At 70.8% G+C, this 13,354-nt stretch carries 9 protein-coding genes and 1 pseudogene; 5 read left to right on the top strand and 5 right to left on the bottom strand.

What is annotated here, in order from left to right; all coding sequences use genetic code 11:
- The first annotated feature begins 196 nt into the window (after window positions 1-196).
- A complete protein-coding gene (locus tag AC067M_RS29320; protein WP_478700042.1) occupies window positions 197-1,387 on the top strand; it encodes a zinc-dependent alcohol dehydrogenase in 1,191 nt (396 codons plus the stop codon).
- Window positions 1,388-1,412: 25 nt separating this feature from the next.
- Here the strand turns inward: AC067M_RS29320 and AC067M_RS29315 are convergent, their stop codons facing one another.
- Window positions 1,413-2,486 (bottom strand): ATP-dependent DNA ligase, encoded by a 1,074-nt coding sequence (locus tag AC067M_RS29315; RefSeq protein WP_478700041.1) that lies wholly within the window; start codon window positions 2,484-2,486, stop codon window positions 1,413-1,415.
- A 65-nt stretch (window positions 2,487-2,551) separates the two neighbouring features.
- On the opposite strand from AC067M_RS29315, the gene ligD reads away from it, so the two are divergent.
- A complete protein-coding gene (gene ligD, locus AC067M_RS29310) occupies window positions 2,552-3,577 on the top strand; it encodes a non-homologous end-joining DNA ligase (RefSeq protein WP_478700040.1) in 1,026 nt (341 codons plus the stop codon).
- Here the strand turns inward: ligD and AC067M_RS29305 are convergent.
- Together AC067M_RS29305 and AC067M_RS29300 are read right to left on the bottom strand one after the other, a co-directional pair.
- A complete protein-coding gene (locus AC067M_RS29305) occupies window positions 3,564-5,711 on the bottom strand; it encodes an OmpL47-type beta-barrel domain-containing protein (RefSeq protein WP_478700082.1) in 2,148 nt (715 codons plus the stop codon). The genes ligD and AC067M_RS29305 overlap by 14 nt on opposite strands.
- A 44-nt stretch (window positions 5,712-5,755) precedes the next feature.
- A complete protein-coding gene (locus AC067M_RS29300; RefSeq protein ID WP_478700039.1) occupies window positions 5,756-8,242 on the bottom strand; it encodes a ThuA domain-containing protein in 2,487 nt (828 codons plus the stop codon).
- Between the two features lie 189 nt (window positions 8,243-8,431).
- Here AC067M_RS29300 and AC067M_RS29295 point away from each other — a divergent pair, with 189 nt between their 5' ends.
- A complete protein-coding gene (locus AC067M_RS29295; protein ID WP_478700038.1) occupies window positions 8,432-9,394 on the top strand; it encodes a multicopper oxidase domain-containing protein in 963 nt (320 codons plus the stop codon).
- Between the two features lie 15 nt (window positions 9,395-9,409).
- On the opposite strand, the gene AC067M_RS29290 is transcribed toward AC067M_RS29295, so the two are convergent.
- Entirely contained in the window at window positions 9,410-10,273 is an 864-nt protein-coding gene (locus AC067M_RS29290; protein ID WP_478700037.1) for a hypothetical protein, read from the bottom strand.
- Between the two features lie 141 nt (window positions 10,274-10,414).
- Here AC067M_RS29290 and AC067M_RS29285 point away from each other — a divergent pair.
- A pseudogene (locus AC067M_RS29285) lies at window positions 10,415-11,407 on the top strand (LacI family DNA-binding transcriptional regulator); the annotation flags it as partial.
- Window positions 11,408-11,928: 521 nt separating this feature from the next.
- On the opposite strand, the gene AC067M_RS29280 reads toward AC067M_RS29285, so the two are convergent.
- On the bottom strand, window positions 11,929-12,720 hold the full coding sequence (locus AC067M_RS29280) for a VOC family protein (RefSeq protein WP_478700036.1): 792 nt from the start codon (window positions 12,718-12,720) through the stop codon (window positions 11,929-11,931).
- A gap of 292 nt (window positions 12,721-13,012) precedes the next feature.
- Between AC067M_RS29280 and AC067M_RS29275 the strand changes: the two genes are divergently transcribed.
- Complete coding sequence (locus tag AC067M_RS29275; protein ID WP_478700035.1) at window positions 13,013-13,267, top strand: WhiB family transcriptional regulator; 255 nt, start codon at window positions 13,013-13,015, stop codon at window positions 13,265-13,267.
- Window positions 13,268-13,354 lie beyond the last annotated feature (87 nt).

Here is a 13,354-nt window from a genome sequence, read left to right as displayed (position 1 = left end):
ATTGCCGCACATGTCCGACCGATCTCATGCGTGCGCGCCTCCTGGGCTGATCGGCGGACGGGGCGGCTGGGGCGTGCCGTGGTTCCGGGCGGACGGTGATTCGGTGTGGGGCGTTCGGGTACCCGGGCGGGACCGCAGAACCGGACAGGCCGGATGAGAACGGATTATCCGGACGCGACGGAGGGAGCGCGGCGCGATGAGGGCAGTGACCTGGCAGGGCAAGCGGGACGTGCGGGTGGAGACGGTGCCGGATCCGCGGATCGAGGAGCCGACGGACGCCGTCATCCGCATCACCTCGACCGGGCTGTGCGGCTCCGACCTGCACCTGTACGAGGTGCTCACCCCGTTCATGACGCCGGGCGACATCCTCGGCCACGAACCCATGGGCATCGTGGAGGAGGTCGGCGCCGGAGTGCCCGACCTCCAGGCGGGTGACCGTGTGGTCGTGCCGTTCCAGATCGCCTGCGGCAACTGCTGGATGTGTCTCACCGGGCTGCCCACGCAGTGCGAGACCACCCAGGTGACCAGCGAGCACATGGGCGCCGCCCTGTTCGGCTACACCCGCCTCTACGGCTCGGTGCCGGGCGCCCAGGCCGAGTACCTGCGGGTCCCGCAGGCGCAGTACGGGCCGATCAAGGTCCCCGAAGGGCCGCCCGACGACCGGTTCGTCTACCTCTCCGACGTCCTGCCCACCGCCTGGCAGGCCGTCGCCTACGCCGACATCCCCGAGGGCGGCAGCATCGCCGTCCTCGGTCTCGGCCCCATCGGCGAGATGGCCTGCCGGATCGCCCAGGTCCGTGGCGCCGGGCGGGTGTTCGGCGTCGACCTGGTGCCCGAGCGGCTGCGCCGGGCCCACGAGCGAGGCGTGGAGACGTACGACCTCCGGAGCTTCGACCACGAGAAGGAGCTGGTCGAGGCGATCCGCGACCAGACCGACGGCCGTGGCCCCGACGCCGTCATCGACGCGGTCGGCACCGAGGCGCACGGCAGCGCGGCCGCCAAGCTCGCCCAGCAGGCGTCTGCGATTCTGCCGCGGAAGCTGAGCGGCCCCTTCGCCGAACGCTTCAGCGTCGACCGGCTCGCGGCCCTCCACACCGCCATCGATCTGGTGCGCCGCGGCGGCACGATCTCCCTGTCCGGCGTGTACGGCGGCATGGCCGACCCGCTGCCGATGCTCACCATGTTCGACAAGCAGATCCAGCTGCGCATGGGCCAGGCCAACGTGCGCCGCTGGAGCGACGACGTCATCCCGTACCTGACGGACGAGGACCCGCTCGGCGTCGACGACTTCGCCACCCACCGGGTGCCGCTCTCGGAGGCGCCGGACGCCTACCGGATGTTCCAGCAGAAGAAGGACGGCGCGATCAAGGTCCTCATGCAGCCGTGAATCATCCAGGCGTGAATCAGCCCGGTCACCGGTTGCTGTCGCCGAAGATCTCCGCGAGGTCGTAGCGGACCGGCTCCTCCAACTGCGCGTACGTGCAGCTCTCCGGGGTCCGGTCCGGACGCCAGCGGCGGAAGCGGGCGGTGTGCCGGAAGCGGGCCCCGTTCTCCATGTGGTCGTACGCCACTTCAGCGACCCGCTCCGGACTGAGCGGTACCCAGGACAGGTCTTTCCGTCCCGACCAGCGGCTCGGCGCGCCGGGAAGCCGGGCCGTCTCATGAGCGGCTTCGTCCGACCAGGCCGCCCAGGGATGCCCAGCCACGTCGTCCATCCGCAGCGGCTCCAGTTCCTCCACCAGCTCGGCGCGCCGCTTCATGGCGAAGGCGGCCGACACGCCGACGTGCTGGAGCGCGCCCCGGTCGTCGTACAGGCCGAGCAGCAGCGACCCCACGACCGGACCGCTCTTGTGGAAGCGGTACCCCGCCACGACGACGTCCGCCGTGCGCTCGTGCTTCACCTTGAACATGGCCCGCTCGTCCTGGAGGTAGCGCACGGTGAGCGGCTTGGCGATGACCCCGTCCAGGCCCGCCCCCTCGTACCGCTCGAACCACTCCTGCGCCACCTCGACGTCGGTCGTCGCCGGTGCCACATGCACGGGAGGTGTCACGTCGGCCAACGCCCAGGTCAGCAGCGCCCGCCGGTCGCTCAGCGGCACGTCCACCAACGACTCGTCCCCCAACGCCAGCAGATCGAACACCACGAACGAGGACGGTGTCCGCTCCGCCAACATCCGCACCCGTGAGTCCGCCGGGTGGATCCGCTCGGTCAGCGCGTCGAAGTCCAGGTGCCCCTCCCGCGCGATCACGATCTCCCCGTCCACCACACACCGCTCAGGCAACCGCTCCCGCAGCGCCGCCACCAGCTCCGGAAAATACCTGGTCAACGGCTTCCCCGTACGGCTCCCGAGCTCCACCTCGTCCCCGTCCCGGAACACGATCGCCCGAAACCCGTCCCACTTGGCCTCGTACTGCATCCCCGGCGGAATCCTCGCCACCGACTTGGCGAGCATCGGCTTCACGGGGGGCATGAGCGGCAGATCCATGGTCCGATTCTGCTCGCTGATGTCCCGGTGTGCGAGATGTGCGCCGCACGCCTACCGTGGCTCGCATGGGCGACGCGGTGGAGCTGGAGGTGGGCGGCCGGACGGTACGGCTGTCCAGTCCCGACAAGGTGTTCTTCCCGGAGCGCGGCTTCACCAAGCTGGACCTCGCCCGGTACTACCAGGCCGTCGCCCCCGGCATCCTGCGCGCCTTGCGCGACCGCCCCACCACGTTGGAGCGCTACCCCGAAGGCGTCGCCGGCGAGTCGTTCTTCCAGAAGAGGGCGCCGAAGAACATGCCGGACTGGATCCCGACCGCCCACATCACCTTCCCGAGCGGCCGCAGCGCCGACGAGATGTGCCCCACGGAGGAGGCGGCCGTGGTGTGGGCCGCCCAGTACGGCACCCTGACCTTCCACCCGTGGCCGGTGCGCCGGGACGACGTCGACCGCCCCGACGAACTCCGCATCGACCTCGACCCGCAGCCCGGCACGGACTACGACGACGCCGTCCGCGCCGCCCACGAACTGCGCGCCGTCCTCGACGAGTTCGGCGGACTGCGCGGCTGGCCCAAGACCTCCGGCGGCCGCGGTCTGCATGTCTTCGTTCCGCTCGAACCCCGCTGGACCTTCACCCAGGTCCGGCGCGCCGCCATCGCCGTGGGCCGGGAGATGGAACGCCGGATGCCGGAGCACGTGACCATCAAGTGGTGGAAGGAGGAGCGCGGCGCACGCATCTTCCTGGACTACAACCAGACCGCCCGCGACCGCACCATCGCCTCCGCCTACTCCGTACGGCCCCGCCCGCACGCCCCCGTCTCCGCGCCCCTGCGCTGGGAGGAGGTCGGCGAGGCACACCCCCAGGACTTCGACCTCGCGACCATGCCCGCGCGCTTCGCCGAACTCGGCGACGTGCACGCGGACATGGACGACCACGCCTACTCCCTCGACGCGCTGCTGGAACTCGCGACGAAGGACGAACGCGAACACGGGCTCGGCGATCTGCCGTACCCGCCCGAGTATCCGAAGATGCCGGGCGAACCCAGACGGGTACAGCCGAGCCGGGCCAGGAAGGCGCCCCCTACAGCTCCTTGATCCGGATGTCCCGGTACGAGACCACATCCGTCGTGCTGTGCACCTGGAGCCCGATGTAGCCGGAGGCGAACCGCCGCCCGTCCGTGCCCGGATCGTCCGCGCGGGGCGGGGAGAAGTCCAGGCCGCCGATGTTGTCGAACTCGTTGATCAGCGCACCGTTGCGGTACACCGAGTAGTGCTGGTCGACCACGCGGATCTCGTAGTCGTTCCAGCTGCCCTTCTGGGTGACGCCCGCACCGGCGAGTCCGACCCGGTCGAAGCCGTATACGGAGCCCGTCTTGTACATGTCGCCGTCGGGCCGGTCCAACACCTGCACCTCGTGCCCGTACTTGATGGCGACCCACTCCGGCCGTGACTCCTCCGGGTGGTCGAGAACCCACGGGAAGCGTACGAACACACCGGAGTTGGCGTTACCGGTGCCCGGGGCGTCGTCACGCCACTGCAGCTTCAGTGAGAAGTCGCCGTACTTGCGCTGCGGGAACCACAGCATGCCGAGGCCCGCGCTGGTGGTGCCGCTGGTCATCGTGCCGTCGGCGTTCAGCGCGAACGAACCGCCGCCCACCTGCTGCCACTTGGCGAAGGAGTCCGCGCTGCCGTCGAAGAGCTTGCGATAGCCCTCCGTCTGCCCCGGCCTGCCGATTCCGGACGCGCCGGCGGCCTCCCGCACGGCCTCGTACTCACGCCGGTCGACGACCCCTTCGTCGAGGAGCCTGGCGAGGACCGTCCTCACGTGCTTCAGGAACAGCGCGTGGGACGTCCACTCCTTCTCGTCCTCGATCAACTCGTTGATCCGGCATCGGTTGTTGGTCACCCGGTTCGGTACGCCCGAGTCGACCGTGCCGACGATCACGGTCAACCGCTCGTCGAACTCCGGGCAGTTGGGCGCGGGCACGCCACCGCCCGCCACCACCGTGAAGCTCACCGTGCGCGCCTGCGACGTGTTCCCGGCCTGGTCGCTCGCCCGGTACGCCACCGTGTGCGCACCCACCCGGTCGACCACCACGGTCGCGGTGTACGCCAGGTAGGGCCCGCCGTCGAGCGAGTACTCGACGCGCGCGATCCCGGAGCCACCCGTGTCGGTCGCGTTGACGGTGACCCGGGCCTTCCCCACGTACGCCCCGTCGGAGTTGCGCGTACCGTCGAGGGTCGCGCCCGTCACCGGGGGAGTGGTGTCCCGCGGCGGCGCGGAGACCACCGTGAACTGGACGCTCTTCTCGGGCGAGACGTTGCCCGCCTTGTCGGTGGCGCGGTAGCGGACGGTGTGGGTGCCGAGCTGATGGACCATGACGGGCGCGGTGTACGGGAGCCAGTCGCCGGTGGTGCCGACCGCGTACTGGATACGGTCGACGCCGGACCCGACATCGGATGCCGTGACGGTGACCGTCGCCATGTCGATGTACGCACCGTCGGCGTTCCGCTCCCCGCTCACCGTCGCCGAGGTCTCCGGCGGCGCCGTGTCGCCTGTCGGCGGCGCGACCACGGTGAACGCGACGCTCTTCTCCGCCGACACGTTGCCGGCCTTGTCGAAGGCCCGGTAGCGGACCTGGTGGCCGCCGGCCTGGTCGACGACGACGGGTGCGGTGTACGGCAGCCAGTCGCCGGCGGTGCCGAGGGCGTACTGGATCCTGTCGACCCCCGACCCGCCCTCGTCGGTGGCCGCGACGCTCACGCTCGCCGACCCGATGTACGCGCCCTGCGCGTTCTGCGTCCCGGTCACCTTCGCCGTGGCCTCGGGCGCCGTGGTGTCCTCACCGCCGCCCTCGGTCACCACCAGGATGCCCTGCATCTGCCCGTGGCCCGGGATCGTGCAGTGGTAGAAGTAGCGGCCCGGGGTGAGGGTGACCTCGGCCGTGTGGCGGCCGCCCTGGTCGTCGTTCGGGTTCGCGAGGATGTTGAGCTGGACGTCGTCGTTGAACTCGGGGTCGGAGGTCTCGAACGTCAACGTGTGCGGCATGCCGGTGGTGTTGCCGGTCGCCGTGCTGTTCTCGAAGACGATCGTTGCCCTGCCCGCCACCGCTGTCGTGGGGGCCGAGGTGTACTTGGTGATGTCGTCCCCCGCGGTCCAGGTGAGCACCTGCGCGGCGGCCGGCTGATCCGCTGCGGCCGGCGTCGTCGCCTGCATGCCGAGCGTCATGAGCAGAACGGCCAACAGAGTCGACCAGACTGCGCGTTGGCGTCTCACTGGATCCCCCTCGCCAGTTGGGCGGCCGCTGGTGTCGCCCCGCCGCCCTGATAAGTCACCCGCCACAGCGCCGACTTGGCGTCCGACGTGAAGAAGCCTCGGCCGTAGTCGAGGACGTACAGGGTGCCGTCCGGGCCGAACTTCCAGTCCATGAGGTTCTTGATGCCGTCGTTGCCGATCGGCACGATCTTCTTCAGTGATTCCGCGTGCACCGGCAGGCCGCCGTCGCCCTGTGTTCTCGGGTCGGTGAGCACGGCGTTGCGCGGCTGGTCGGCGTCGTAGAAGTCGCCGACGAACCACTTGCCGTCCCAGTACGCGGGCCACGCGGACGCACCGGCGGCTGTCGTGTCGTAGCGGTAGACGGGCCCGTTCATGGCGGCCTGTCCACCGCCCTTGAGCCACGGCAGCAGATAGGTGGCTTCCTCCTGCTTGTAGGAGGGGACGCCGCCGGCGTCGCGCGGGTAGTCCGGGGCGCCGCCCTGCGGGGAGTACCAGATGTTGTTGCCCGTGACCGGCGGGAGGTCGACCAGGCCGTCGTTGTTCGGCGACTCGTTCTTCGGGTGGTCGCAGTCGTACCAGCCCAGCGGCTTCGACGGATCCGGCAGGTTCCGGTCCCGGTAGGGCTGCTTGTTGCCCATGCAGTACGGCCAGCCCCGGTTGCTCGCCTTGGTGATGACCGCGAAGGTGTCGTACTTCGCCGGGCCCCAGGTCGTCGACGGCGCGCTCGCGTCCGGGCCGACCCAGCCCGCGTACAGGACGTCCGTCTTCTTGTCGACGGAGATCCGCGCGGGGTTGCGGACGCCCATGACGTAGATCTCGCCGCGGGTCTTGCCACCGCCCTCGGCGGTCTCCCTGCCGGTGAAGAGATTGCCCTCCGGGAGGGTGTAGGTGCCGTCGGGCTCCGGGTGGATGCGCAGGATCTTGCCGTTGAGGTTGTTGGTGTTGCCGGCGGTGCGGCGCGCGTCGGCGAACGAGACGCCCTTGTAGTTCGGTTCGGGGTTGTTGCCGGAGTAACCGTCGCTGAAGCGGCTGGAGTTGTTGTCGCCGGTCGCGATGTACAGGTTGCCCTTCGAGTCCCAGGCCATCCCGCCGCCCGCATGGCAGCAACTGTGAACCTGAACCGGCCACTTGAGCAGTACCTTCTCGCTGCCGAGGTCGAGCTTGTTCGTCGCGGGGTCGAGCGTGAAGCGGGAGACGCGCCGCTCGGCCATACGGGTGTCGCGGTTGATCCGCGCGTGCGGGGTGTAGTGCAGGTACACCCAGCCGTTCTGCTCGAACCGCGGGTCGAGCTCGATGCCGAGCAGGCCCTCCTCGACCTTGACCAGCTCGTCGCCGCCGCCCTTGTTGCCGAAGACGGTCAACTCGCCTGCCAGAGTCACCTTCTTGGTCTTCGGGTCGTAGACGTGGACCTGGCCCTTGCCCTTGCCGACGTCGGGGTTGTTCCAGTCGGTGATCACGGGCTGCGAGGAGTCGGCGCCACCCCGGCCGATGGAGAACACGCGCCCGTCGGGTGCGGTGACCAGGCCGTGCGGCTCGCCGATCTGGTCGTTCAGCCCCGGCTGGTTGGGAGGGGTGAGCCGCTCCGCCTTGTAGTTGCCGGTGATCGTCGCCTTGCAGTCGGCCCGCACGAGCCGGGTGGTCCACAGCAGGGCGCCGCGCAGATGCTGACGGAACTCGGTCTCGTCGTAGGACGACACCGTGCCGCCCATGCCGGTGTAGAAGGAGCGGCCGCCGTCGTAGTCCCGGCACCAACTGACCGGGTGGTCCCAGCCGTTCTTGCTCGTGCCCGGCTGGTACGTCGACTCGCGGACCCGGGCGACGGTGTGCACGTCGCCCGACGGGTTCTTCACCCAGTTGAACCACTGGTCGGGCCGCTTCCACTGCACCGGGAGGTCCCTGGTGGCCGGATGCCGTCGGTCGCCGACCTCAACGGTCGCCCGTTGCACGGCCGTCGGGCTGGAGGCGGCCGGGCGGGCGCCGACGAGTCCGGTGAACCAGTCCGAGTACGGTTCCGCTCGGGCCGCGTCATGGATGCCGACGAAACCGCCGCCCGCCTCCATGTACGCCTCCAGGCCGGCCTCCTGCTCGGGGTCGAGGACATCGCCACCGCCGGTGAGGAACACGATGGCGTTGTAGCGGCCCAACTCCGTGTCGTCGGTGAAGACCGAGGCGTCGTCCGTGGCCGCCACGTCGAAGCGCTGGTTCTCCGGGCCGGACAGGCCGATCCGCTCGATCGTCTCGATACCGGCGTTCACGACCGGCGACTCGTCCCCGGCCGCGGCGGAGCCGTGGAAGATCAGCACCCGTACGTTCGCGCCGCCCGGTGGCGACTCTACGGACATCGTTGTCCCGGACGGGTCCGGCGCCGGGAGTGCCCCGGCGGGCGGGCCGGACACCAGTCCGGCGGCGAGGACCCCGCTGGTCAGGGCCGTCACCCAGGCCCGTCTTCTCGCGCTTGTCGTGCTCAACCCTCGTAAGTGCATGGGCACCTCCTCGGTCACAGCGGCAGCGCCAAGGAAGCTAGACCCCAAGGACCGGCGCGCCAATACCTATAGCTGGAATGGCACGAACTTTGTCCAGGGAGTGGAGAAACGGCCGTGGGGCCGGTACGGTCTCACAGGTTCATCACAGGTCCGTCTCCGCGAAATCCGTACCAGGGTGGGGAGTTCCGCATGGACAGACGCGGGTTCAACCGGCGGGTGCTGCTGGGTGGGGCGGTCGCAGCGACATCGCTGTCCCTGAGTTCCGAGGCCGTGAGCGCCGCCGCACCGGCCCGGACCGCACCGGCCGGGGGTGCGGTCAGGCACCTCAAGCTGTACGCCGAGAAGCTCCCCGACGGGCAGATGGGGTACGGCCTCGAGAAGGGCGCGGCCACGGTCCCAGGGCCGCTGATCGAGCTCAACGAGGGTGACACCCTGCACATCGAGGTCGAGAACACGATGGACGTGGCCGCGAGTCTGCATGTCCACGGCCTGGACTACGAGATCTCCAGCGACGGCACGAAGCTGAACAAGAGCGACGTCGCACCCGGCGGCACCCGCACCTACACGTGGCGCACCCACGCCCCCGGCCGACGCGCGGACGGCACCTGGCGGGCGGGCAGCGCGGGCTACTGGCACTACCACGACCACGTCGTCGGCACGGAACACGGAACGGGCGGCATCCGCAAGGGCCTCTACGGCCCGGTGATCGTCCGCCGCAAGGGCGACGTCCTGCCCGACCGCACCCACACCGTCGTCTTCAACGACATGACGATCAACAACAGGCCCGCGCACTCCGGCCCGAACTTCGAGGCCACCGTGGGCGACCGCGTCGAGTTCGTGATGATCACGCACGGTGAGTACTACCACACCTTCCATCTGCACGGTCACCGCTGGGCCGACAACCGCACGGGCCTGCTCACCGGCCCCGACGACCCCAGCCAGGTGGTCGACAACAAGATCGTCGGCCCGGCGGACTCCTTCGGCTTCCAGGTGATCGCGGGGGAGGGGGTGGGCGCCGGGGCGTGGATGTACCACTGCCATGTGCAGAGCCACTCCGACATGGGGATGGTGGGCCTGTTCCTGGTGAAGAAGCCGGACGGAACCATCCCGGGGTACGAGCCGCACGGTCCACATGGCACACACGAGCACTGAGAGGGCGCGTCGGCCTCAACCGATGTCGAGGAGGGCCCACTCGGTGAAGGGCTCCTCCTGGACGTAGAGGCGTGATCCCCGGCTGACGACCCGTCTCCTGCCGTCCGATCGGCTGCCGTCGGGGCGCAGCACACGGACCTCCTCCTCGGGCTCGACCGCCGAGTCGGTCAGCTTGCCGAGGACGAGCCGGTCGCCGTCCTCCCCGTACCCGCCGTAGAAGGCGACACGCTCGCCGTGCACGGCCACGCCGGACGCCCCGTCGACCGGGGTGCTGCGCACCTGCGCGGGTCGGCCGTCGCGCACCTCCACCAGCGGGAAGTCCGTGTACGGATACACCCAGGTCGCGCGCCGGTCCACGTTGAGGGCGTAGCAGCACAGGCACCCGCCGGTCCCGGGCGGTGGACCGTACTGCCACACCGGTGTGCCCGTGCTGCTCCAGCGCCGGACGCCCGGCTCGCTGAGCGGGTCGGTGATGACGCCCTCGTCGAAGTGGCCCACCCAGAGGTCGCCCGACTCGTCGGTCAGCAGGTGCTCGACGGCGTCGCCGACCGTGAAGCCCCACGTCGGACGGCCCAACGCGTCGAAGACCTGCACCTGATCAGCGTCGGCGCGGCTGCGCGCGTCCGCGACGACGAAGCCGCCGTCGGGCAGCGCGTCGATCAGCGGGAAGCGCGCGCGTACGGAGCTGAGGTGCGTCTCCTGCGATCCGTCGTCGTCGACCGTGACGACCACCGCGTCGTACAGGTCGGCCAGGACAGGCGTCCCGCGCAGCAGCCAATGCGCTCGCCCGAACGCGTCGACCGTGCTGTGCAGGACGGTCCGGCCGTGGTGGGCGCGGGGAAGGCGGGCGTACGGGGCGAGGCGGCGGTCAGCGGCCATGAGCCTTTCGCATGGTCATACGGTGATCCTCAGGGCGTCCGGCCCCGCGCGCAACCGGATTTCGATGCTCGGAGAGCGCTCTCACCTCACCCGCGTTGCCAGAGTTATCCTGATCCGCACCCATCGATGAGGAGCCCCGAAGTGACCGACACAGCCCCGCGACCCACCCTGGAGGCCGTGGCCGCGCGGGCGGGCGTGTCGCGAGCCACCGTGTCCCGGGTGGTCAACGGTGGGGACGGCGTCAGGGAGCCTCTCGTCCAGCGCGTCCGGCGGGCGGTGGAAGAGCTCGGGTACGTCCCCAACCAGGCCGCCCGCAGTCTGGTGACGAGGCGGCACGACGCCGTGGCCGTCGTCATCGCCGAACCGGAGACCCGCGTCTTCGCCGACCCCTTCTTCGCGCTGCAACTGCGCGGGATCAGCAAGGAGTTGACGGCCCACGACAACCAACTCGTGCTGCTGCTGACCGAGGGGCGCGACGACCACGCCCGCGTCGGCCGCTACCTCGCCGGTGGCCACGTCGATGGTGCCCTCGTGTTCTCCCTCCACCTCGACGACCCGCTGCCCGGACTGATCCAGGGCGCGGGGGTGCCGACCGTGTTCGGCGGGCGACCCGGCTGGAGCGACGGCAGCGGGGGAGGGGTGACCTACGTCGACAGCGACAACCGCGGCGGCGCCCGCGAGGCCGTGCGCCACCTCCTCGGCCTCGGCCGCGGGCGCGTCGCGCACATCACCGGGGCGCTCGACCAGACGTCCGCGGTGGACCGGCTCGACGGCTACCGGGACGTGCTGCCCGACGCCGACCCGCGGCTCGTCGCCGATGGTGACTTCACCCCGGCCGGTGGGGAGCGCGCGATGCGTGAACTCCTCGACCGCTGCCCCGACCTGGACGCCGTGTTCGCCGCCAACGACCTCACCGCCGCGGGCGCCCTGCGCGTCCTGCGCGAACACGGGCGCCGCGTGCCCGACGACGTGGCCGTCATCGGCTTCGACGACATGCTCGCCGTCGCCGAACAGACCGACCCGCCCCTGACCACCATCCGCCAGGACATCGAGGAGGCGGGCCGCCTGATGGCCCGCCTGTTGTTGCGCCGCCTCAGTGGCGGGGGCGGGCACGCGCTGGGTGCGGATGCGGGTGCGAGCGGCCTTCTGGACGAGGGGTCGGTGGGTACGGGCGAGGTGTCGGGGCGTGCGGGTGCCGTGCCGACGGGCCAGGGCTCGCGGTGTACGGGCGAGGCGTCGGCGGGTGGGGGTGCGGTATCGGCGCCCACGGGTGAGGTGCCGGCGGGTGTGGGCCAAGCATCGGGGCGTACGGGCGAGGCGTCGGCGGGTGCGGTCGGCATGCCGGCGGGCGTGGTTCTGCCGACGACGCTGGTGCGCCGCGCCTCGGCGTAGCCGCAGCGCGGCGGACGTGAGGCCGGTGCCGTCACCCCGGGCTGGTGGCGGAGCGCTCTCGGGACTGTGCCTGGCCGTCGGCGGGTGTGTCGTCGGCGCTGATTCCAGTTCGTACCGCCTGCGGGCGCGCGGCACCCTGCGTCTTCGCTGCGGCACGCTCGTCAAGATCGGCCCAACCCCGTGCTCACCGTCGCTCAGAGGGCCCTGGGCGCCTCCTCCCGCCGCCCCCGGCCCTCGCACAGGCGAGCGCCTCGCCCCGTCCCTCAGCCCTGCTGTGGCGCGCTCTTGATCGCCGCGAAGCGGGCGCCGTAAGGGTCGGTGAGCTTGGTGATCGTGCCGACGCCCTCCATGTCCGTCGGGGGCATGCGGACCGTGCCGTCCAGGGCCTGGGTCTTGCCGGCGATCACGTCCGGGCCGGTGACCTCGAAGTACGGCAGCCAGTACGGGCCGGAGGCCGCCTCCGTCGGGTCGTCGGCCAGGGGGACGAGGCCGCCGAACATGGCGTCCTCCCCGGCACCGGCGGGATTGAGGCAGGTGTAGGTGCCGCCGGGGAAGGGGACGGCGGAGGTCTCCAGGCCCAGCACGGTGTTGTAGAAGGCGGCCGCGGCCGCGATGTCCGGCGTGTAGAGCTCGACCCAGCACAGGGAGCCGGGATCGCCCGCCACGTCCACGCCCTTGGTCTGCGCCGGCTGCCAGATGCCGAAGGGCACGCCCGCCTGGTCGGCGAGGATCGCCATGGTGCCCTGGCCCATCACGTCCATCGGAGGCATGAGCACCCTGCCGTGCGCCTGCTCGGCGGCCTTGGCGGTGGCTTCCGCGTCCGGGGTCTGGAAGTACACCGTCCAGGACGGCGGGCCCTGGTCCGGGGCGGTCTGCATGCCGCCCGCCACGGTCTTCCCGTGCAACTGGAAGAAGCCGTAGCCGCCGGCCTCGGGCCCCGCCGACTGGAACTGCCAGCCGAAGAGGGCGTTGTAGAAGGCGGTCGCGCCCTCGATGTCGGAGGTGCCGACGTCGATCCAGTTCGGGGCGCCGTTGACGAAACGGGTGGTGAGCATCTTCGCCCTCCTCGGAAGGGTCCCGTTGCCTGCACTGCCGAATTCCGCAGCACTGCCGAGTCTCGCACCGCCCACTGACAATCGCCGCCGGAGTGCGGCCACGCGCCGGAGGCGCCCTCCGTCACGGCGGGCTTCCCGCCGTCCGCGATCCGTCCCCGCGCGCCGCCGTGCGCCGGCCGGTAGGGCAAAGGCATCATCGAGCGACCGCAGGAGCCCGCGAGCGAAACACCGGGACGACGGCGTTGATCCCGCGTTGATCGAACGTTTTTCGGCGCCGGGCACGATTTCGACCATGCACATCGACACGATCACCCCGATCACCCCGACCGCCCCCGCCTGGCAGGCCGAGGCCCTGTGCGCGCAGACCGGGGCGGACTTCTTCTTTCCCGAGCCGGGCAGCTCGGTGCGCGAGGCGAAGCTCATCTGCGGCATGTGCGAGATCCGCCCCGCCTGCCTCGAGTACGCCCTGGCCAACGACGAGCGTTTCGGAGTCTGGGGCGGCCTCTCCGAGAAGGAGCGCCTGCAACTCCGGCGCACCTCACACTGAGCCGCGGCCCGCCCGTGGCCCGCGGCCCGCGTCACTCGCGAACTGCGGCTGCACGTCCGTCTGTCTGACGGTCCGTCCGCCTGTCCG

This window comes from Streptomyces sp. NPDC043427 (genome assembly GCF_056436655.1).
The sequence above is the reverse complement of the archived record's forward strand: the minus strand, read 5'-3'. Positions and strand labels throughout refer to the sequence as shown.